Below are 20625 nucleotides of genomic sequence, written 5' to 3' on the forward strand. Positions count from 1 at the left end.
TCCCGTCACTGCACCGGCATCAGAATTCGCCACGCCCCCAATGCCAGTGAGCCGACGGTGACGAGCAGGAACAGGCCGACCCAGACGATGCCGGGGAGGAAGGTCAACCGAGCCAGCTGATCGGCGTCGGAATCCCTGGCCCGTCCTGCGCTGCGTGATTTCTGCAGTTCGAGAACGGGACGCGGACCGGCGATCAGCAGGAAGAACGTGATGAAGTACGCCGCAGCGACCTGTTGCTCTCCGGTGCCCCACCAGGACACGACGAACAGGGCAGCGCCGACGACGACGAGCGAGAGCAGCCCGTAGATGTTGCGAATCATCAACAGCATCAACGCAATCGACACGACGCCGATCCACAACACCGCGACTGCATGCTGGGTTCCGAGCACGAACGCGGCACCGAGACCGAGCAGCGACGGCCCTACGTAGCCGGCGAAGGTCATCGCGATGACGCCGAGGCCGGTGGGCTTGCCCTTCGAGATCGCGACGCCCGAGGTGTCGGAGTGCAGTCGCAGGCCCATCAGCTGTCGGCCGGTGATCAGCGCAACGAACAGGTGCGCGCCCTCGTGCGCGATGGTCACGACATTGCGAGCGATGCGCCAGGTCTGCGGCAGTACCACGATGACAAGAGCGGCCAGCGCGGCAACTTGGACGATCCACACCGGCGGATCAGGACTCACCGCGGAAATGCGGTCCCAGAATTCGTTCACACCCCAGTATGCGGCAACGCCGAAGCACCGCAGGACCACAAAGAACTTTGTGATCATTGGTTACCTATGGGTGACGGCGGTCACGGCCGTGGGTCAAGATGAAAGCACGATGACGAATCCACCGAGCTCGATGACGCGACGGCGCGCGCTGGCGTGCCTGGCGACGTTGCCGATGGCATTCTCGGCCGGGTGTACCGGCTTCGGTCGGTCGACGACTCCGTCGGATCTACGGATGCTCATTCCCAACACTCCGGGCGGCGGTTACGACGTGACTGCCAGAACCGCGTCGCGCATTCTCGAGAAGCACGGCTTGACCGGGCCCATCGAGAAGTTCAACGTCATCGGCGGTGGCGGTTCCGTCGCGCTGGCCAGGCTCGTTCGTGAGACCGGCAACAGTGCGTTGATCGGCATGGTCGGGGTGGGTGTTGTCGGAGTCGCGCAGGTGGCCGAGGCACCTTGGGGACTGTCGGACGCCACCGCACTTGCACGGCTGGTGGACGAACCGGAGGCTCTCGTCGTTCGATCGGGCTCACCGATGCCGTCGTTGAATGGCTTCCTCGACGCCTGGCGTCGCGGACCGCAGCAGGTGGTCGTCGGCGTGGGCTCTGCGTTGGGCGGGCCCGATCACCTGTTCACCGTGGAGTTGGCCCGTGCAGCCGACATCGACACCGAGGCCCTGAACCTGGTGACGTTCGACGGTGCCGGTGATCTCCTCGCGGCAGTACTCGACGGCACTGTGGACGTGGGCGTGGCAGGCGCGGGTGAGTACATCGATCAAGTCGACAATGGTTCGCTTCGCATCCTCGCAGTATCGAAGCCGCCCGACGCACGGTCCCGCGGTGTCACCGCCGCGTACGACGCCCCGACACTCACCGAGTCCGGGATCCCGCTCGAATTCACCAATTGGCGCGGATTCGTAGCTCCACCCGGCATTTCGGACTCGGCCCGGAACGGCTTGGTCGACGCGCTGACCCGTATGCGCGACACGGACGAATGGCAGGCCGCGATGCCTCTGCGCGGTTGGACCGACTCGTTCCTCACTGGGGATGAGTTCTCGGAATTCATTGCGACAGAGGATATTCGAGTAAGAACCACCTTGGCCGAATTCGGCATCACCCGGTAACAACCACCCCGAACTGCCGATCGAGGTCGGCGTCCAACAGTGCACTGCGAGGTTTCGCCGTGCGCTGATCGAATCACGGAAGGACATCTCGTGGACGAATGGGTCCAAACCCTTTCCACAACGGCGCTGCTGTCGATCGCCGGTATCGCCATCGCGGTACTACTGCTGATGATCATCAAGCTGAAGGTACATCCGCTTCTGGCACTCGTGATCGTCTCTCTCGGAACGGCTTTCGCTGCGCGCATTCCGATCTCGGAGATCCAGGACGTACTGATCGACGGATTCGGTACCACCCTCGGTGAAGTTGCGCTTCTCGTGGGATTGGGTGCCATGTTCGGCCGGCTCGCCGAGATCAGCGGTGGAGCACAGGCGCTGTCCAGTGCGCTCGTCCGGAAGTTCGGCGACAAACGCGCCCCGTTCGCGCTGGGAGTCGCGTCGCTGCTGTTCGGGTTCCCGATCTTCTTCGACGCCGCTTTCATGGTGATGCTCCCCATCATCTTCGGCGTGGCTCGGCGGCTCGGTGGAAGCGTCCTGCTGTACGCCCTGCCCGCTGCAGCGGCACTGTCGACCATGCACGTGTTTCTGCCGCCGCACCCAGGTGCCGTCGCATCGACCATCCTGTTGGGCGGCGACGTCGGACTGACGATCCTGATCGGCATTCTCGTGGCAGTGCCCACCTGGTTCATCGCCGGGCATCTGTACGGCACCTTCATCGGCAAGCGGATCTATCTCCCGGTGCCGGATCTGCTGAGCGGTGGCCCGCAGGTGGAGACGGTGGAGAACCCTCCCAAGCCGGGTGTGATCATCGCGCTGCTCATGCTTCCGCTGCTGCTCATCTTCGCCAACACGGCGCTCACAACAGCGGCCAGAACCGGCAGCCTCGACGAGAACTCGCCGCTGGTCACCGTCCCGCAGGTCATCGGATCCACACCCGTTGCCCTGCTCATCACGGTCATGGTCTCGATCTACGTGCTCGCACTTCGTCGCGGCCGCACGGCCACGTTCGTGGAAGATCTGCTCGACAACGCGCTCAAGCCGATTGCTCCCGTCGTACTCATCACCGGGGCCGGCGGGATGTTCGGCGCGGTGTTGCTCGCCAGCGGCATCGGTGACGCCCTCGCCGAGACGCTTCGCGACCTGGGCCTTCCGCTCATCGTCTCCACCTTCGCCGTCGCAGCCATCCTGCGCATCGCCCTCGGCACTGCCACCGTGGCCATCACCACGTCGGCCGGGCTCCTCGGTGCTTCGATCATGGCAGCGGGGCTGAACCCGGTACAGACGGTCGCGATGATTCTCGCCCTCGCTGCAGGGTCGTCGATCTTCCCCCATGTCAACGACGCCAGCTTCTGGCTCATCGGCAAGCTTCTGGGTATGGACGTCCCGACGACGTTCAAGACGTGGAGTGTCATCAAGACCCTGATCTCGCTCGTCGGGTTCGCCTTGTCGTCGGTCGTGTACGTCCTGGCGTCGATCTGACTCCGTACTCGACACGGTCGGAGGGGGTTGCAGGCATCATGAGGCACATGCGACGACGACCGGCACCGCGCAGCCTGGCAGGCCAGGTTCTGCTGTTGCAGCTGGTCGTCGTCGCCGTGGTCCTGGTCGCGGTAGCAGGCGTCTCGGTGCACCAGGCCGGTGTGGAATTCCGCGACACCCAGGGCGGACGCCTACTCGCCGTCGCCGAGAACCTCGCCTCGACTCCTGTTGTCCGCGAACAGGTTGCATCCGTCGAAGCAGACAAGGTCTTGGCACCGGAGGTGGACCGGGCCGTCGACCTGTCCGGGGCATCCGTCGCCGACGTCGTCGTGTTGGACGCGACCGACGTGGGCAGATCCGTGATCGTCGCTTCCTCCGTTCCGGATCGCGTCGGGATCGCCGGGGAACTCGGTGCGAGTGATGCCGAGGACGGACGGGCCTGGACCGGCGATGTCCGGGTCGACGGACAAGAATCGATCTCCGGTCACGTCCCGGTTCTCTCGCCGACAGGCGAGGTTCTGGCCGTGGTTGCCGTCAGCTCGACGTACCCGTCCACCTGGCGCCTCGTCGCCGATGCCGGGGCACCGCTGCTGTTGTATCTCGGACTCGGAGCAGTCCTCGGGCTCATCGGTTCCTTGCTGCTCTCTCGGCGTATCAAGACCCACACACGGGGGCTGGAGGTCGAGGAGATCGCCAGTCTCGCTGATCATCGAGAAGCGTTGCTGCACAGCATCGGTGAGGGGGTGATTGCAGTCAACACGGAGGGTGTGATCACGGTCCTCAACGACAGCGCCGCCGAACTCCTCGGCCTGACCGAGCATGCTTCCGGTGCAGCCACGGTGATCGGCCAGAGTATTCACGAGGTTCCCTTGGATCCAGTTGTCCGCCGGTACCTGATCGACGCCCAGGACAGCGGCGATGTGGTGCTCCCGACGGCGACGAGAATGCTGGTGCTCAGTCGGCGGTCGGCCTCGAGCAGGGGCCGACGTATCGGTACGGTCACCACCATGCGTGACAGCACCGAGCTGGCTCGGCTGCAGAGTCAGCTGTCCTCCCACAAGTCGGTCACCGACACATTGCGTGCGCAGACTCATGAATTCGCCAACCAGTTGCACACCATTTCGGGTCTGACTCAACTCGGCGACCACGACGCAGTGACGGACTTCGTCGGTGCGCTGACACGCCGTCGAGCGGAAATCAGTGACGCCGTCACCCGAAGTATCTCCGACCCGGCCGTCGCGGCATTGTTGATCGCGAAGACATCGTTGGCTGCCGAGACCGGTGTTGCGCTGGAACTGAATCCGACCTCTCGGCTGCAGACCTTGGATCCCATGCTCGCCACCGACATCATCACCGTGCTGGGCAACCTGATCGACAACGCCGTGGACGCTTCGACCGGAAGCACGGGTGCCCGCGTCGTGGTCGACATCGATGATTCCGACGGCATCGAGATGCAGGTCGCCGATTCCGGACCAGGTGTTCCCGACAGCATGCGCGCCGAAATCTTCTCGCGCGGCGTCACATCGAAGACGGAGACACCGGGAGGGCGAGGCATCGGACTCGCGCTCGTCCGGATCGTCAGCACCCAGCATGGTGGCACCGCCGAGGTCGACGATGCTCCGGGAACCGGCGGTGCACGATTCACCGTCCGTATTCCGTACGACCACGAATCACCGCGACACGGGAACGCGCGCGTGGCAGGCGTCGGAGGTGACGGGACAGATGAGTGAATCGGACCGCACCTACGAAGTCCTCGTCGTCGACGACGATTTCATGGTTGCAGACATACACCGACGATTCGTCGATGCCACCCCTGGTTTTCGCACCGTCGGCGTGGTTCACACCGCGGCAGATGCAGTCGCTGCAGTCCGCACGCTTGCACCCGATCTGGTGCTGCTCGACGTCCATCTCCCGGACCGTTCGGGTCTCGACGCGCTGCAACGCCTCCGCAGCGAAGGTAACGGCGTGGCAGTCGTCGTCGTCACCGCAGCCCGAGAACTGGACACCGTGCGCCGTGCCCTCCACGGTGGAGCGGCCGACTATCTGGTGAAGCCGTTCGAGTACCCACAATTACTGGACAAACTCGGAAACTTCCGCAGACGAGCTCGTGCGCTGTCGAGCTCGAAAGGCATGAACCAGTCGGTGATCGACTCGCTGTTCGGGGCACCGAGTCCGTCCGCGGGCCCGAGCCTGCCGAAGGGGCTGAGCCAGGAAACCGGGTCGCTGGTGCTACGGACAGTTCGCGAGGGCGGCGAGGTATCGGCCAGTGAATGCGCAGACCTCGCCGGTCTGTCGCGGGTGAGCGCGCGGCGATACCTGGAGCACTATGCCTCTACGGGGGTCCTCACGGTCCGACTCGAATACGGCCGCGCCGGAAGGCCGGTTCACCGATACCGAGCAACCGACTCGACCTGAACAGCGGCTTCGCTGCACTAGGACGCGCGTGCTTCGGCCTTCGCGCGTTCGCGGGCGAGGGACCGATCGCGCATCTCCTCGAACTTGGTGGCCTGCCGCTCGAGGTCTTCGAGGAACGCGGCGAGTTCTTCGCGCTTGTTCTCCCCGCGTGCGGTGAAGTCGTTGCGCTCGAACACGCTCCACTTGCGCAGCACCGGCCAGACGACGTCCTCGAGGTGCTGACGCAGGTCGTAGATTCCGTGCTTGGCCATGAGCACACCGTTACGGCGGAAGTTCGGCATCCCGGCACCGGGCATGACGAAGTTCATCACGATGTCCGAGACAGCCTGCAACGTCTGATCGGGCGAGATGTCCATCGCTGCGCCGGTGATGTTGCGGTAGAAGATCATGTGCAGGTTCTCGTCGGCGGCGATGCGCTGGAGCATCCGGTCGGCGATCGGATCGTCGCAGACCTTGCCCGTGTTGCGGTGTGAGACGCGGGTGGCGAGTTCCTGGAAGGTCACGTAGGCGACCGAGTGCAGCAGACCGACCCCCGCACCGGCGGGCGAGACGTAGCCGTTGGTCATGTGGATCATGCGGGCTTCTTCGAGGGCGACGGGATCGACGCCGCGGGTGACGACGAGGTAGTCGCGCATGACGATGCCGTGGCGGTTCTCCTCGGCGGTCCAGCGACCGACCCAGGTTCCCCAGGCACCGTCCTGGGAGAAGTTCTCGGCGATCTCACGGTGGTAGGACGGCAGGTTGTCCTCGGTGAGCAGGTTGGTGATCATCGCGGCCTGTGCGACGTCGGAGAGCTTGGACTGCTCCGGGTCGTAGTCCTGGCCGCCGAGTGCGGCGAAGTTACGACCTTCGTCCCACGGGACGTAGTCGTGAGGGTGCCACTCCCGCGCCATCGAGATGTGACGGTTCACATTGTCCTCGGCAGTGGGCACCAGCTCTTGCAGAAGCTCGAGTTGTGTCAGATCCCTGGCCATCGAGATGCCTCCTCGCGTTGACGTCAGCTCGCAAGCCTAGGGCGATCGATGCGCAACACGCGGAGGCTTGCCCGGATTCTGTTAGAGGTAGCAATCGATGTCTGCACGCAGTGGTGCAACGTCACAGCTCAGCGAGCGGCGAGACCGGAACCCGAGGACGCGAGCGTCGCCGGACGGAACACCCAGCCACGGAGTGCGAGGAACCGGGCGGCTCCGAAGATGCCACCCACAGCGATGACGACCAGAACCTGGACGTACGTCGGCGCTGCCGGGAACAGGATGTGCACTGCGGCCAGTGAGGCGGTACTCAGACCAAGCCCGATCAGGGCCAGTCCCCCGGCTTCCCACTGCGTCTGGAACCAGCCGACACGACCGGCCGCATGAAAGGTGTGACGGCGGTGCAGCTCGTTGGCGAGCACGGTACTTGCGGCCACACCTGCGAGGTTGGCAGTGAACGATCCGAGAGAAGCGAGGGCGACGAACAACAGGGCGTACACACCGTTGCTCGATACCCCGACGATCACGAAGCGCGTGAACTGAGCGAGCACCGACTCGCCGAGCATCCGCGACCTGATGCGGGGCGCACAGCCCGACGACCCGGACGCGGCCGGAGCTTTCAGGGAAGTGCTCACGAGGACTCCAGTTGTAGAACCGGAAGCGTCGGTCGGCGCTTCGACTCGATACAACTCCGCCCGAGAACGAATCGGTCTCGGGCGTGACGGAAGTCTCAGGCCTTCGTGGAACTTTCTTCCCGAGCGCGCTTCTTGCGGTCCAGGTCGATGTTGAGACTGTTGGGCTTGATCGATGCGACGAACAACACCGCAACGAGCACGACCACCACGACGATGGTGATGACGACCACCGCGATGCCGAAAATTGCCAAGATACCGTTCATGTCCTGCCTCCCGTGTCAGGCAATACGGTACTTGTCGTAGACAGGCCCGTCGACGTGCACCCCCAGCGCACCGATCAACTCACCGATCAGCTCACCAGGCGCGCAACGGCGCGCATCGGCAACGACAGCCAGGTAGGTCGGTTGCGCGCCTCGTACAGAACTTCGTACACGGCCTTGTCCAGCTCGTATGCACGCAACAGGTCGGCCTCCTCGCGGGGATCGTGCCCAGCCACCGAGGCGTATCCGTCGAAGAATGCCGCGATGCTGCGGGCCGCCCACTTCTCGGCACGCTCTCGCGCCGACTGGTCCTCGGGCAGATCGACCAGCAGGTGGTTGGCGGCATAGTCGAACGAGCGCAGCATTCCCGCCACGTCACGCAAGGCGCTGTCCATCTGCCTGCGCTCGGCCAAGGTCTTCGCCGGCTCACCCTCGAAATCGATGAGCAGCCACCGTTCCGGAGTGCCCAGCACCTGACCCAGATGCAGGTCGCCGTGGATGCGCTGCACCGTGGTGCTGTTCGACGCCTCCGCCCGCGAGATCAGAGCGGTCGCCGCCGGGATGTACTGCGCGATCTCCGGCACCACCCGTGCCACTCCGGAGATGCGAGCGAGTATCTCCTCGACGGCAGTCGATTCGACCGACCGTTCGGCGGTGCCCAGCACCGATGCCAGGTCGTGGTGCACCTGCGCCACAGCTGCTCCGATTCGATGCGCGTCCGGGGCGAAATCGGCGGGCAGGTCTTCGATCGGCGTCTGCGGGGAATCGAACACCTCCTGCACGCTGGCCAGTGCCGCGGTCCAGCCCTCGGCGGAGTTCGCGGCGAAATCCTGAGCCATGCCGAGGGTGGTGGGCTCGCCGCCTACTTCGGCTTCGAGCCAGCCCCGAAGTGGTGCGACGTTGACGCTCCTTGCCTCCGCCAGCGCGCGATGCAGTTCCACATCGGGGCTGATGCCCGGCGGCACCTGACGAAACAGCTTGAGCAACAGCAGATCACCGAGAATCACCGAGGTGTTGGACTGCTCGGCCCCCAGAACCCGACCACGCAGACCGCTCGGCACACTCGAACCGTCGACGATCTTGAATTCGATGCTGCCCGTGGCCTTTCCGGCGGCAAGCGCATCCCCGTACAGGCCGATGATCTCGGGGTCGCGCAAACCGTCGAACACCGCCACCTCGCCTGCCACGGGCAGTATCCACGGTCGGAGGTCGTCGGTCAGTTCGGTCCGAAAACCGAGGGGCACCTGGTAGGTCTGTGTGACGGCCGCACCGTCCTGCGTCAACTGCACCTCCACCAGCAGATGCTCGGCCGCGAAATGTGGCTCGTCCCGAAGCACGTCGCGTGCGACGATCCGCACCGCACCGACCGTCGAACCCTTTGCGCCGAACCACCGTTGACCTGGCAACCACGCCGCCAGAGCATCCTCGAGCTGGGTTTCGACCGTGCGTGCGACACTCGAGCTGGAACCGACCATGAGAATCTCTCGCCGCCTTCGGGGGAGTTTGCAGAGCTTGTGACCGTACGCAGCGAAACCTACCCACTCCCGGCGAGGCTCACACACCGACCGCAAAGACACCCGAACGTTATGCAGGTCGTACGCCGGTGCACAGACATGCTCGTAGAGTGGTCACATGTCCGCTCCGCTGACCGCCCACATCGACGTACACCGCGCCGGTGATCGATCGAAAACCCGTGTGTCCTGGCTGGACTCGAAACATTCGTTCTCCTTCGGCCAGCACTACGACCCCGACAACACCCATCACGGACTGTTGCTGGTCAACAACGACGACATCGTCACTGCCGGTCAAGGTTTCGAGACACATCCGCATCGCGACATGGAGATCGTCACGTGGGTGATGCAGGGTTCGCTGGTGCATCAGGATTCCATCGGGCACTCCGGAATCATCCATCCCGGCCTCGCGCAACGGATGACCGCAGGCAAGGGCATCATGCACTCCGAGAAGAACGACTCCTGGAGTATCGACGGCAACCGGCACACCGAACCCGTTCGCTTCGTGCAGATGTGGGTGCTGCCGAACAGTCCCGGTGCCACTCCCGGATACGAGCAGCTCGAGATCGGCGACGAATTGTTGCGAGGCGGGCTGGTCACCGTCGCGTCGGGGATGGACAAGCACCGCGGTCAGGCTGCGATCGGGATTTCCCAGAAGTCGGCCGCGCTGCACGCGGCGAGGTTGTTGCCCGGAACCTCGGTAACGGTGCCCGACGCCCCGTTCGTGCACCTGTTCGTCGCGCGCGGCACCGTCACGCTCGAGGGTGTGGGCGAGCTCTGGGAGGGTGACGCCGTCCGCATGAGTTCGACTGGCGGACAACGTATCACCGCTACCGAGCCGGCCGAGGTGCTGATCTGGGAGATGCATTCGCGACTCGGCGGTTGACATACGTGTTCGATGACAAGTTGATCACGGGAGCACGTGGCTCCTGTGCGCACCGGAGCCACCCGCATACACTCCCAGCGTTCACGATCGCCGATTTCGGAGGTACTCAACGTGTCGAATCAGAATCCGCCGCCTGGAAACTATCCCCCGCCCGGAAACTATCCGTCACCTGGTGAGTACCCCCAGCAGGGCGGGTACCAGCAACAGCCGACAGCACCGAAGAACACCGTCGGCACCGTGGCTCTGGTCCTCGCGATTCTGGGCGTGTTGTTCTCCTGGACCATCGTCGGCGGAATTCTTCTCGGCCTGATCGCCATCGTTCTCGGCTTCATCGGACGGTCCCGGTACAAGAAGCGCACCGCCACCAACGGCACCGTGTCGCTCGTCGCGATCATTCTCGGCTTCGTGGCCGCAGCTCTGTCGATCGTTCTCGTCGTCGTCGGCGTCGGCCTGTTCAACGCAGTGGGTGGCCAGGACTTCACCGACTGCCTGAGCAACGCAGGCAGCGATACTGCGGCGCAACAGCAATGTGCCGACGAATTCCAGCAGAACGTCGAGAACCAGTACGACGACTCGACTCCTAACTGAGTCGCAGCGTCGCCGCACTCACGTCTCGGTGCCTGACGGAGTCCGATCGTTTCGGGGCGTCGAGCCCGCCACGACCACCTGGTTGCCGCCCTGCTGTTTGGCTTCGTACATCGCCGCGTCGGCACGTCGCAGCAACAGTGTGGTGAGTTCGACGACGTCGAAACCGATGCCTTCGGCAACGGGATACGTGCAGTGCGCGACGCCGATGCTCACTGTCAAGGGTGCGGGGTCGTCCGCGAAGTAGGCGGCAGATCGGTACTTCTCGGCCAGTGCGAGGGCCTCGTTCTCGGCCGATTTGGTCACCACCGCGAATTCTTCACCGCCCACCCGCGCGACCAGCACACCGTCCGTGGTCAACCGGCGTGCGACGAGCTGCAGGGCGGCGTCGCCCTGGTGGTGACCGAATCTGTCGTTGATCGACTTGAATCGGTCCACGTCGACGACCATCACCGACACATCGGTCGCACCGAGGAAATACACCGGTAGTGCCTCGTCGAGCCCTCGTCGGTTGCGCACCTGTGTGAGCGGGTCGAAGTTGGCCGACTGCGCCTGGACCTGCAGTTTGAGGAGCAGGTACTGGAAGAAGGTGGGGCCCATGAACGTGATGGGGACGAGCACCACGAGTTGCGCGACCGCCAGACCGTGATCGGCCTCGGGCGAGAGCAGGATCAGCACGAAGAACAGCGTCACGGCCGCTCCGGCCCACAGCAGGTGGAGCGCCATAACTTTCGGACTGTGGAAGAGCTGGACGTACACGCTGTTGGCAGCGAGCATCGCGAGGGCCACGAATGCGGTCTGCGGCGATCCGTAGGACAACAGAACCAGCGTTACTCCGATGTCCGAGTACGCGGCGAACATCACCGACACGCGCTTCGACGGCCACGGAGCCTTCAGCCAGGCGATACCGACCAGGAGTGTCGACACGATCGCAACGACGAAGACCGACCTGGCGATCGCCGAGGTCGGCGGGGCGTCGGTGAGCCAGAGCAGCGCAGCAGCACCGAGTCCGTACGTGAACGTGCTCAGAGCTGCAGCGAGGCGATACGGCGCGAGCGCACCGTGCAGCGCAAGGTAACTGACAACCGACTCGTAGCTGTGCGGCTGGTTCCACCAGGTGCGCAGGAATGTCGTTTGCACATAACCTCCATGCACGTTCCAGCCGACCATCACCGGACCGGACGCTTCGTCGTCGGACCGGGCCGGACATATCGGCCACGGAGAATGCTATTCGACCGCCGTCAGCCTCGGATGTCTCTTCGCCGGAATGCTGTGAAACCTCCTATGCCGACGACGATGGCAACCGCGACGAGCCAGCCGATCGGCACCAGGCTGAGCGTTGCTCCCGGCAGTCTCGCAACGTGGGTGAAGGGCGACAGATCGAGCCATGGCTGAGGTAAGCCGACCACGGACCTGACCTGGCCGAGCGCGACGAAACCGGCCAGAACGGCCCAGAGGACGGTCGCGAATCGAGGAAGAGCGCCGAACAGTGCCACGCCGATGGCCGTCACCACCCATACGGCCGGCAGCTGACCTAGTGCACCGACCAGGACGGACGGCAGTTCGCCTGCGATGTCGCCGGTGGCCGACCCGTACGTCAGCCCGATGGTGAAACCGACGACCAGCAGCAGCCACGCTGCGCCGAGGACGGCGCACAGCAGGTGACCTGCCAGCCATCGCACGCGCGAGACGCCGGTGGCCAGCACGATCTCGGCCAGGCCCGCCTCTTCCTCGCTGTGCAACCGCAGCAGGGCCGAGACGGCGAACGCGGCGACGACGACGCCCACGATGCTCAGCACAGCGGCGATGAACGACTGTTCGACGGTGCTGCCACCGAACTTCTCCAGTGCGTCACCGATGGCAGCGCTGCTGCCGAGTTGGTCACCGATCCCGCCGGTGGACGATCCGATGGCGATGCCGAACAGAGCGAGCCCGACGGTCCAGACGGCAACGGTCCCGCGCGAGAGACGCCACGCGAGAGCGATCGGCCCGGACAGAGAGGGTAGGGCCGCTGCACGGCCGCGGCGTCCGGCCCGCAAGCCGGCACCGAGATCGCGTCGATTCGCAGCGGCGAACGCGGCGACGCAGAACGCTGTGGCGGTCGTCAGTGACAGCAGCATCGGCCACCACCGCTCGTCGGCGAACGGCCGCACCTGCGACGACCAGCCGATCGGCGAGAACCACGAGAGGGTGCCCGAGCCTGCGTCGCCGATTGCACGCGCTGCGAACGCCGCGGCCAGCACGCCGAGGGCGTAACCGCGAGCCGCTCGCGCCCCCGACGCCACCTGTGCCGCCACGGCCGCACAGCCGACGAATACCGCTCCGACCACGGCGACCGACGCCCCGTATGCGACGCTCCCGGCCACCGGGAGCCCGAATCCCCACAGCGAGATCGACGACAACGCGCCCGTCGCCGCCACCCCGCCGCCCGCCGCCAGCATCGCTGCCGCCAGGCCCGCGTGCCGTCCCACGGCCGTCGACCCGATCAGCTCGGTCCGACCCGCATCCTCCTCACCGCGGGTGTGCCGAACCACGGTGAGGATCGCCGCCAGCGGAACCAGTGCCAACACCAGCCCCGAGCGCCACGACACCAGGGCACCGAGATCGCTGCCGAAGATCGGGCCGACGAGCGCTGCCTGTGCCGGTGCCGACAGCGTGCCGAGATAGAAGGCCTGACGATCCGCCGCCGTCGGATACAGACCCTCGAAGCTGACCGCGTAGAGCAAGGGCAGCGCGCCGAGCAGAACGATCCATACCGGTGCCACCAGACGATCGCGGCGCAGATACAACCGCAGCAACGCCCCCGTTCCGGTCATGGCATTCATGCGTAGTACCTCAGGAACAGTTCCTCGAGCGTCGGCGCGGAACTGGACAAGCTCTGCACTCCCGCGTCGGCCAGCACGTGCATCGTCGCCGCGAGGACGTCGTTCTCCACCGTGCAGGTGACGGAGGAACGGTCCACGCTCACCGCGCTCACTCCGGGCAGTGTCGCCAGACCGTCGGGCACTCGGTCGAGCACCGCAGTGATAGTGGTGCGGGTCAGGTGCCGCATCGAGGCCAGAGTCCCGGTATCGACCGTCCGCCCCTCTCTGACGATGGTCACCGAACTGCACAGCGCATCCACCTCGGACAGGATGTGCGAAGACAACAGCACCGTGACTCCGCGTCGGGCAGCATCTTTCACGCAGTCGCCGAAGTGCTGTTCCATCAGCGGATCGAGTCCCGATGTGGGTTCGTCGAGGATCAGCAACTCGACGTCGGAGGCCAGGGCCGAGATCAGCGCGACCTTCTGCCGATTGCCCTTGGAGTAGGTGCGGGTGCGCTTGCCGGGGTCGAGGGAGAACCGTTCGAGCAGTTCGGCGCGGCGGGCGGGGTCGAGTCCGCCGCGCATCCGGCCGAGCAGATCGATCACCTCACCGCCGGTGAGCGACGGCCACAGGGTCACGTCGCCGGGAACGTAGGCCAGACGTCGATGCAGCGCCACCGTGTCGGCCGACGGATCGCCGCCGAGCAAGCGCACCTGTCCCGACGTCGGACGGACGAGACCGAGCAGAACCCGAATGGTCGTGGATTTGCCTGCCCCGTTGGGGCCCAGGAATCCGTGCACCTCACCAGTCGGTACGTGCAGGTCCAGTCCGTCGAGCGCCCGGACCGAACCGAACGTCTTCACCAGGCCGTCAACGGAAATTGCTTCGGTCATGACGTGGCCTCCAGATAGGTGTCCAAAGCCAGGGAGTCGGTGAACAATCCGTCGGTGTAGAGCTCGAGTGCAGGAAGCATGATCTCGTCACCGAGCGCGCTCAGGGCCTCGCGGAAATCGACGTCGGGGCCGGCCATCTGCACGTACAACAGCAGTCCGCCGACGTTCTGCCGCGTCAGGAATCGGGCGCGTGCCGCAGAGTCTCGACTGGGTGTGAAACGGCCGTCGCGAACACCGTCGTCGATGTAGCGGACGGCGTCGTCGACCATGTGCTCGAACAACTCTCGCGCCAATGTGCCGCCTGCGGAGAAGCTCCGCACGATGTAGGCGACGAGCGGGGCGTACTCGTCGATTCGGGCGAGCTGTTCCATCATTCCGGCGGGGGCGGACGACGCGGCCTTCGACTCCCGGATCACCCGCAGGACGTGCTCGTCGCACGCAGTACGCAGGCCGTCCTTGGACCCGAAGTGGTGATTGAGCAGCCCCGGAGAGACACCTGCCGCGGTGGCGATGGACCGCACGCCCGCGGTGAAACCCTGCGAGCCGAAAACGCCGATCGCGGTGTCGCGGATTCGAGCCTTGGTGGTGAGATCCTCCGATGCTGTACGCATGTACAGCACACTAAACATCCGTTCAATCAGACGCAAGAGTGTAAAGATGGACGGATGACTTCAGTAGTGAACTCGGGCATCGATCTCAGCTACCAGGACGAGAACACACGCGCGCAGGACGACCTGTTCGTGCACGTCAACGGCAAATGGCTCGAGGAGTACGCCATCCCGGCCGACCGCGCCGTCGACGGCGCATTCCGCACCTTGTACGACCGTGCCGAGGTCGACGTCCAGACCATCATCGAAGAGTCCGCCGACGCGAACCCGCCAGCGGGCAGCGATGCGCAGAAGATCGGCGACCTGTTCTCGAGCTTCATGGATGCCGACCGCGCGGAGCAGCTCGGCGTGACTCCCATCGCCGACGAGCTCACCGCCATCTCCGACGCCACCGACCTCGTCACCCTCGCAGGCGTTCTCGGCTCCCTGCAGCGCACGGGCGTGGGCGGCGCCATCGGGCACTACGTCGACACCGACGCCAAGCAGTCCGATCGCTACCTCGTGCACTTCAGCCAGTCCGGAATCGGTCTGCCCGACGAGTCGTACTACCGCCAGGACGAGTACGCGGACATTCGCGCGAGCTACATCGCGCACATCTCGAAGATGTTCGCGCTCAGCGGCATCGAGTACGACGCGCAGACGGTGTTCGACCTCGAGCAGAAGATCGCCGCCGGTCACTGGGACGTCGTCGCCAGGCGGGACGCCGAGAAGAGCTACAACCTCGTCGATTTCGACACGCTGGTCAAGAGCGGTGCCGGGTTCAATTGGGCTGCATGGATTTCCGGGCTCGGCGCAACCACCGAGCAGTTCGCCGAGATCGTGGTTCGGCAGCCTCCGTTCCTCAGCACTTTCGTCTCGCTGTGGAATTCCGAGGACATCGAAGCGTGGAAGGCGTGGCTGGCGTGGCGCGTCGTGCATTCACGGGCACCGTTTCTGACGAGCGCGATCGTCGACGAGAACTTCGCGTTCTACGGAACGACGCTGACCGGAACCGAGGAGAACCGCGAGCGCTGGAAGCGCGGCGTCTCCCTGGTGCAGGACGTGCTCGGTGAGGCCGTCGGAAAGCTGTACGTCGAACGCCATTTCCCGGCCGACTCCAAGGCTCGAATGAAGGTGCTGGTCGACAATCTCACCGAGGCGTACCGCCGCAACATCTCCGAGCTCGAATGGATGAGCCCGGAGACTCGGCAGAAGGCGTTGGACAAGCTGGGCAAGTTCACCCCCAAGATCGGCTACCCCGATCGGTGGCGTGACTACTCGGGCGTCGAGATCAGCGCCGACGACCTGCTCGGTAACTACCGCCGCGGCTACACCGCGGACTACCAGCGCGACCTCGACAAGCTCGGCGGACCCGTCGACCGCGACGAGTGGTTCATGACGCCACAGACCGTCAACGCGTACTACAACCCCGGTATGAACGAGATCGTCTTTCCCGCAGCCATTCTGCAGCCACCGTTCTTCGACCCCGAGGCCGACGACGCGGCCAACTACGGCGGTATCGGAGCGGTGATCGGCCACGAGATCGGTCACGGATTCGACGATCAGGGTGCCAAGTACGACGGTGACGGCAACATGGTCGACTGGTGGACCGACAGCGACCGCACCGAATTCGGCAAGCGCACCACGGCCCTGATCGAGCAGTACAACGAGTTCGAGCCCAAGGCCCTGCCCGGCCACAAGGTGAACGGCGAGTTCACCATCGGCGAGAACATCGGCGACCTCGGTGGTCTGTCGATCGCCGTCGCCGCGTACGAGATCTCGCTCGAAGGCAAACAAGCACCGGTGCTCGACGGTTTGACCGGCCTGCAGCGAGTGTTCTTCGGCTGGTCGCAGGTGTGGCGGACCAAGGCTCGCGACGCCGAGGCGATCCGCCGACTCGCCGTCGATCCGCACTCGCCGCCGGAGTTCCGCTGCAACGGCGTCGTGCGAAATCTCGACAGTTTTCACGAAGCATTCGACGTACAGCCCGGAGATGCGCTGTACTTGGACCCGGGGAAGCGCGTCAAGATCTGGTAGTTCCAGGTAGGGCAATCGGGGAGGGAATTTCTGATGAGGGAATACGCACGCTGGCTGGCTGCTCACGGGGTGATTCGGTTTGCGGCCAAACGCGCAGCGGCCGCGGGCGATCCGCAGGCGATGCTGGTGGCCGATCCGGTGACGCGGGCAAATCCGACGCCGGTCTACGAGAAGCTGCGCGCCACCGCACCGCTGGTGAAGACTCGGATCTCGAACATCACCGTGCATCACCGGGTGGCGTTCGACCTGCTGCGCTCGGACGACTTCCGCGTCACGCAGCTGGGTGCGACCCTTCCCGGGCCGTTGCGGTGGATCGAGCGGCACACCAGATCCGGGGCACTGCACCCGATTCTGCCGCCCTCACTGCTCTCGGTTGAGCCGCCGGACCACACCAGGTACCGGAAGCTGGTGTCCTCGGTCTTCACCGTCCGCGCAGTGCAGAAGATGCGCGATCAGGTGCAGGAAACGGCCGATGCTCTGCTCGACGAGCTGTCCGACGGCTCCCCGGTGGTCGACATCGTCGATCGCTACTGCGCGCGCCTGCCGGTTGCTGTGATCGGGCGGATCCTCGGTGTACCGGTCGAGGACAATCAGCGGGTTCTCGAATTCGGTGAGATGGCTGCACCCAGTCTCGACATCGGCCTGTCGTGGGATCAGTTCAAGCAGGTCGAGCGTGGCCTGATCGGATTCGACGCCTGGCTCTCGCAACACATCGCAGAACTGCGCCGCAATCCCGGTGACGATCTGATGAGTCAGCTGATCGCCGCGAAGGACGAGGGCGTCGGCCTCAACGACGAGGAGCTCAGGGCCACTGCGGGATTGGTGTTGGCCGCAGGTTTCGAAACCACCGTCAACCTCCTCGGCAGCGGAATCCAACTGCTGCTCGACAACCCCGACCAGCTCGCCGTACTGCAGCAGGACCCGTCGCACTGGCCGACGGCCATCGACGAAATGTTGCGGATGGAATCACCGGTACAGCTGACCGCACGGATGGCCAAGCGCGACGTCGAGGTCGAGGGAGTGACGGTGCACGAGGGCAAGCTCGTCGTGCTGGTGCTCGCCGGTGCCAATCGGGATCCGCTGGTGTTCGAGGACCCGGACAGGTTCGACGTCACCCGCGCCAATGCCGGCAAACACCTGTCGTTCTCGGGTGGACGCCACTACTGCCTCGGGGCAGCGCTCGCGAAGGCAGAATCCGAAGTGGGCCTGAAGGCGTTGTTCGACAGATTCCCCCACCTGCGCTCGGCAGGCGAAGGAACCCGTCGCAACACCCGAGTCCTGCACGGATGGGCCACGCTGCCCATCGACCTCGGTGAACCGGCTACGACAACCGCAGGCCGGTAACGAAGTCGAAGAAGAACAACTCGTCCAGCTTGGGCACCAGTCGAATGGTTTCGGCCAGGGCGATCGACAACTTGCGGTCGACGCGAACCGCGATGCGGCCGGAGGTTGTCGACCAACCGCCGTCGGTGCTGGGCGCGGAGGCGTAGACGAACGACTCCGCACCCAGCTCCTCGATCAGCTCGACGGTGAGCTGCAACCCACCACCGTCACCCACCAGATCCCACGACTCCGGCCGAATACCGACAACGACGCGCTCGCCCGCCGAGGACGGGACGGGTATGCGCAACTCGCCGAGTACGGCCGCGCCGTCGCGCACCGGAGCGTCGACCAGATTCATTCCGGGTGACCCGATGAATCCCGCGACGAACGTGTTGACGGGGTTGTCGTAGAGCTCCCGCGGAGCGGCGATCTGCTGCAGCTTCCCGTCGAGCAGAACCGCGACGCGATCACCCATCGTCATGGCCTCGACCTGATCGTGGGTGACGTACACCGTAGTGGTGCCCAGTCGTCTTTGCAGACCGGCGATCTGGGCTCTGGTCGACACCCGCAGCTTGGCGTCGAGGTTGGACAGCGGTTCGTCCATACAGAACACCTTGGGTTGACGCACGATCGCGCGCCCCATGGCCACTCGCTGACGCTGCCCGCCGGAGAGCTTGCCGGGCTTGCGACCCAGCAACGGCTCGAGCTCGAGCATCCTCGCCGCGTCGAGTACTCGTGCTGCGGTGTCGGACTTGCTCATTCCGGCATTGCGCAGCGCGAATCCCATGTTGTCGCCGACGGTCATGTTGGGGTACAGCGCGTAGTTCTGGAACACCATCGCAACGTCCCTGGCCCGCGGAGCCAGCGAGGTGACGTCCACTCCGCCGATGTCGATACGGCCGCTTTCGACGGACTCGAGACCGGCGAGCATCCGCAGACTCGTCGACTTCCCACAGCCCGAAGGTCCGACGAGAACGATGAATTCACCGTCCGCGATGTCGAGTTCGAGGTTGTCGACAGCGAGCGAATCGGCACCCGGGTACCGGTGCGAGACACCGGCGTAGTGAACGGCGGCCATTACTTCGGCAGCTTCGGGGTGATCTGGCGGTCGATGATCTGCTGCAGCTGATCCGAGATGGACGCGAACGTCGTTGCGACATCGGCGTTCTGCAGCGCGATCTGCTCGAGTCCGCTGCCGATGATCTTGTCGCCACCGGGGACGAACACGCGGGCGTAGTCCTGCGAACGAGTCAGCGCCAATTGGTCCACGGCCGTCTTGGCGTTGGGGTTCGCCTCGAGGAATGCGATCTCCGACGGGTCCTGCTGCGCAGACTTGCGGACCGGCATGTAACCGGTGTTCTGCGAGAAGTAGGCGGTGTTGGCACCGTTGGTGACGAAGTCGATGAACCTGAGCGCGTTCACCTTTCGCTCCTCCGAGATCTTCGCCGGAATGGCCAGGCCTGCTCCACCGGTGGGGCAGCCGGGAGTGCCGTCGGTGGCCGGCAGGAAGGCGGTACCGAACTCGAACGCGGCACCGGCCTTGATGGTGGATAGGTCGCCCGTCGAGGCGATGGTGGACGCCAGGATGCCCGCGGCGAAGTCGTTGGCGATGTCGTTGGACACCGCGGCGTACTTCTTCGTGTGGATCATGTCCTGCAGGAACTTGCCTGCCGCAATGGTATTGGGATCGTCGAACTTCAGCTCGAACTGATCGGAGTACGATCCGCCGAACGTCCAGATCGGTCCCTCGAACGTCCATCCGAGGTAGTCGACAGCGTTGCCCCAACCGTGAGCGAGCTTGCCGTCTCCGACGACGGCCTGGATGCGCGGGCCCCACTCGTCGAACTCCTGCCAGGTGGCCGGCCCACGATCGGGCAGTCCGGCCTGCTGCCACACGGCCTTGTTGTAGTAGAACAGCGGCGTCGAACGCGCGTACGGCAAGGCCCAGTGGTTGCCGTTCCAGTTGTAGTCGGCCAGCAGCGAATCCACGTAATCGGACTGGTCGACGCCTGCTGCGGAGAAGTGCTTGTCGAGCGGCTCGATCGCACCGGTGAGCGCGTAGTTGAACCACCAGACGTCCGAAAGCACGACCACGTCGGGCACATCGTTGCCCGAGAGCGCCGCGTTGAACTTCTGCGACACCTCCTCGTAGTTCTTGCCACCGTCGATGAGATTGACCGTCAGGCCGGGGTTCTCCGCCTGGAAGCGCGAGATCAGTTCCCTCTCGAACTCCTGGGACTTGCCCGGGTGGTTCGACCAGAAGTTGATGGTGTTCGCATCGCCTTCGACAGCCTCGCCGCCCGACCCGCCCGATCCGGGGCCGCTGCACGCCGCGAGAGCTGCGGCGGCCGCAGCTGCGCCGGTGAGCGTGAGGAAGCCACGCCGATTGATGATGTGTGCCATGGT

19 protein-coding genes are annotated in these 20625 nt (G+C 64.9%); 8 read left to right on the top strand and 11 right to left on the bottom strand.

What is annotated here, in order from left to right; all coding sequences use genetic code 11:
- Positions 1–5 precede the first annotated feature (5 nt).
- Positions 6–710 carry a M50 family metallopeptidase gene (locus R3P93_RS16510; RefSeq protein WP_094640494.1) on the bottom strand — a complete coding sequence of 235 codons (705 nt, stop codon included), beginning with the start codon at positions 708–710 and terminating at the stop codon, positions 6–8.
- Positions 711–819: 109 nt separating this feature from the next.
- Here R3P93_RS16510 and R3P93_RS16515 point away from each other — a divergent pair, with 109 nt between their 5' ends.
- The 4 genes from R3P93_RS16515 (at position 820) to R3P93_RS16530 (ending at position 5724) form a co-directional block, all read left to right on the top strand.
- Entirely contained in the window at positions 820–1833 is a 1014-nt protein-coding gene (locus tag R3P93_RS16515) for a Bug family tripartite tricarboxylate transporter substrate binding protein (protein WP_262498490.1), read from the top strand.
- A 90-nt stretch (positions 1834–1923) separates the two neighbouring features.
- Positions 1924–3309: a GntP family permease gene (locus R3P93_RS16520; protein ID WP_317533485.1), complete on the top strand. Its 1386-nt coding sequence runs from the start codon at positions 1924–1926 to the stop codon at positions 3307–3309.
- Between the two features lie 47 nt (positions 3310–3356).
- Positions 3357–5039: a sensor histidine kinase gene (locus R3P93_RS16525; protein ID WP_394855317.1), complete on the top strand. Its 1683-nt coding sequence runs from the start codon at positions 3357–3359 to the stop codon at positions 5037–5039.
- Positions 5032–5724, top strand: a complete 693-nt coding sequence (locus R3P93_RS16530) for a response regulator (RefSeq protein ID WP_317533487.1) — start codon at positions 5032–5034, stop codon at positions 5722–5724. The genes R3P93_RS16525 and R3P93_RS16530 overlap by 8 nt, the downstream gene beginning before the upstream one ends.
- A 17-nt stretch (positions 5725–5741) precedes the next feature.
- Here R3P93_RS16530 and R3P93_RS16535 read toward each other — a convergent pair whose 3' ends face one another.
- The 4 genes from R3P93_RS16535 to R3P93_RS16550 form a co-directional block, all read right to left on the bottom strand.
- On the bottom strand, positions 5742–6698 hold the full coding sequence (locus R3P93_RS16535; protein WP_149406902.1) for an acyl-ACP desaturase: 957 nt from the start codon (positions 6696–6698) through the stop codon (positions 5742–5744).
- A 128-nt stretch (positions 6699–6826) separates the two neighbouring features.
- Complete coding sequence (locus R3P93_RS16540) at positions 6827–7261, bottom strand: GtrA family protein (protein WP_394855318.1); 435 nt, start codon at positions 7259–7261, stop codon at positions 6827–6829.
- Positions 7262–7425: 164 nt separating this feature from the next.
- The gene (locus R3P93_RS16545) at positions 7426–7593 is read right to left on the bottom strand and encodes a hypothetical protein (protein ID WP_156516139.1); all 168 of its coding nucleotides are present in this window, start codon (positions 7591–7593) and stop codon (positions 7426–7428) included.
- A gap of 86 nt (positions 7594–7679) precedes the next feature.
- Positions 7680–9065 (bottom strand): maltokinase N-terminal cap-like domain-containing protein, encoded by a 1386-nt coding sequence (locus tag R3P93_RS16550; RefSeq protein ID WP_317533488.1) that lies wholly within the window; start codon positions 9063–9065, stop codon positions 7680–7682.
- A 157-nt stretch (positions 9066–9222) separates the two neighbouring features.
- On the opposite strand from R3P93_RS16550, the gene R3P93_RS16555 reads away from it, so the two are divergent.
- Both R3P93_RS16555 and R3P93_RS16560 read left to right on the top strand, forming a co-directional pair.
- Positions 9223–9987, top strand: coding sequence for a pirin family protein (locus R3P93_RS16555; protein WP_317533489.1), 765 nt, complete (start codon positions 9223–9225; stop codon positions 9985–9987).
- A 111-nt stretch (positions 9988–10098) separates the two neighbouring features.
- Positions 10099–10575, top strand: coding sequence for a DUF4190 domain-containing protein (locus R3P93_RS16560; protein ID WP_317533490.1), 477 nt, complete (start codon positions 10099–10101; stop codon positions 10573–10575).
- 18 nt (positions 10576–10593) lie between these two features.
- Here the strand turns inward: R3P93_RS16560 and R3P93_RS16565 are convergent, their stop codons facing one another.
- The 4 genes from R3P93_RS16565 to R3P93_RS16580 all read right to left on the bottom strand — a co-directional run bounded on the left by R3P93_RS16565 (position 10594) and on the right by R3P93_RS16580 (position 14883).
- Positions 10594–11712, bottom strand: a complete 1119-nt coding sequence (locus R3P93_RS16565; protein ID WP_317533491.1) for a GGDEF domain-containing protein — start codon at positions 11710–11712, stop codon at positions 10594–10596.
- Positions 11713–11813: 101 nt separating this feature from the next.
- On the bottom strand, positions 11814–13397 hold the full coding sequence (locus R3P93_RS16570) for an ABC transporter permease (RefSeq protein WP_317533492.1): 1584 nt from the start codon (positions 13395–13397) through the stop codon (positions 11814–11816).
- On the bottom strand, positions 13394–14272 hold the full coding sequence (locus tag R3P93_RS16575; protein WP_317533493.1) for an ABC transporter ATP-binding protein: 879 nt from the start codon (positions 14270–14272) through the stop codon (positions 13394–13396). The genes R3P93_RS16570 and R3P93_RS16575 overlap by 4 nt, the downstream gene beginning before the upstream one ends.
- A complete protein-coding gene (locus tag R3P93_RS16580; RefSeq protein WP_068048820.1) occupies positions 14269–14883 on the bottom strand; it encodes a TetR/AcrR family transcriptional regulator in 615 nt (204 codons plus the stop codon). Before R3P93_RS16580 ends, R3P93_RS16575 begins: the two co-directional genes overlap by 4 nt.
- A 54-nt stretch (positions 14884–14937) precedes the next feature.
- Here R3P93_RS16580 and R3P93_RS16585 point away from each other — a divergent pair, with 54 nt between their 5' ends.
- Entirely contained in the window at positions 14938–16896 is a 1959-nt protein-coding gene (locus tag R3P93_RS16585; RefSeq protein WP_317533494.1) for a M13 family metallopeptidase, read from the top strand.
- 33 nt (positions 16897–16929) lie between these two features.
- Positions 16930–18240, top strand: a complete 1311-nt coding sequence (locus R3P93_RS16590) for a cytochrome P450 (protein ID WP_068048811.1) — start codon at positions 16930–16932, stop codon at positions 18238–18240.
- Here the strand turns inward: R3P93_RS16590 and R3P93_RS16595 are convergent.
- Complete coding sequence (locus tag R3P93_RS16595; RefSeq protein ID WP_094687175.1) at positions 18218–19297, bottom strand: ABC transporter ATP-binding protein; 1080 nt, start codon at positions 19295–19297, stop codon at positions 18218–18220. The genes R3P93_RS16590 and R3P93_RS16595 overlap by 23 nt on opposite strands.
- Entirely contained in the window at positions 19297–20622 is a 1326-nt protein-coding gene (locus tag R3P93_RS16600) for an ABC transporter substrate-binding protein (protein WP_300521265.1), read from the bottom strand. The genes R3P93_RS16595 and R3P93_RS16600 overlap by 1 nt, the downstream gene beginning before the upstream one ends.
- Positions 20623–20625 lie beyond the last annotated feature (3 nt).

Origin of the sequence: Rhodococcus cerastii (genome assembly GCF_033042195.1) — a bacterium.
Classification (GTDB): Bacteria; Actinomycetota; Actinomycetes; order Mycobacteriales; family Mycobacteriaceae; genus Rhodococcoides.

What these genes read in the sequence shown, in the direction of transcription:
- R3P93_RS16590 (WP_068048811.1), top strand. Translation starts at nt 16,930, where the DNA reads ATGAGGGAATACGCACGCTGGCTGGCTGCTCACGGGGTGATTCGGTTT.
- R3P93_RS16595 (WP_094687175.1), bottom strand. Translation starts at nt 19,297, where the DNA reads ATGGCCGCCGTTCACTACGCCGGTGTCTCGCACCGGTACCCGGGTGCC.
- R3P93_RS16545 (WP_156516139.1), bottom strand. Translation starts at nt 7,593, where the DNA reads ATGAACGGTATCTTGGCAATTTTCGGCATCGCGGTGGTCGTCATCACC.
- R3P93_RS16585 (WP_317533494.1), top strand. Translation starts at nt 14,938, where the DNA reads ATGACTTCAGTAGTGAACTCGGGCATCGATCTCAGCTACCAGGACGAG.
- R3P93_RS16535 (WP_149406902.1), bottom strand. Translation starts at nt 6,698, where the DNA reads ATGGCCAGGGATCTGACACAACTCGAGCTTCTGCAAGAGCTGGTGCCC.
- R3P93_RS16555 (WP_317533489.1), top strand. Translation starts at nt 9,223, where the DNA reads ATGTCCGCTCCGCTGACCGCCCACATCGACGTACACCGCGCCGGTGAT.
- R3P93_RS16600 (WP_300521265.1), bottom strand. Translation starts at nt 20,622, where the DNA reads ATGGCACACATCATCAATCGGCGTGGCTTCCTCACGCTCACCGGCGCA.
- R3P93_RS16525 (WP_394855317.1), top strand. Translation starts at nt 3,357, where the DNA reads ATGCGACGACGACCGGCACCGCGCAGCCTGGCAGGCCAGGTTCTGCTG.
- R3P93_RS16570 (WP_317533492.1), bottom strand. Translation starts at nt 13,397, where the DNA reads ATGAATGCCATGACCGGAACGGGGGCGTTGCTGCGGTTGTATCTGCGC.
- R3P93_RS16550 (WP_317533488.1), bottom strand. Translation starts at nt 9,065, where the DNA reads ATGGTCGGTTCCAGCTCGAGTGTCGCACGCACGGTCGAAACCCAGCTC.
- R3P93_RS16515 (WP_262498490.1), top strand. Translation starts at nt 820, where the DNA reads ATGACGAATCCACCGAGCTCGATGACGCGACGGCGCGCGCTGGCGTGC.
- R3P93_RS16530 (WP_317533487.1), top strand. Translation starts at nt 5,032, where the DNA reads ATGAGTGAATCGGACCGCACCTACGAAGTCCTCGTCGTCGACGACGAT.
- R3P93_RS16575 (WP_317533493.1), bottom strand. Translation starts at nt 14,272, where the DNA reads ATGACCGAAGCAATTTCCGTTGACGGCCTGGTGAAGACGTTCGGTTCG.
- R3P93_RS16580 (WP_068048820.1), bottom strand. Translation starts at nt 14,883, where the DNA reads ATGCGTACAGCATCGGAGGATCTCACCACCAAGGCTCGAATCCGCGAC.
- R3P93_RS16540 (WP_394855318.1), bottom strand. Translation starts at nt 7,261, where the DNA reads ATGCTCGGCGAGTCGGTGCTCGCTCAGTTCACGCGCTTCGTGATCGTC.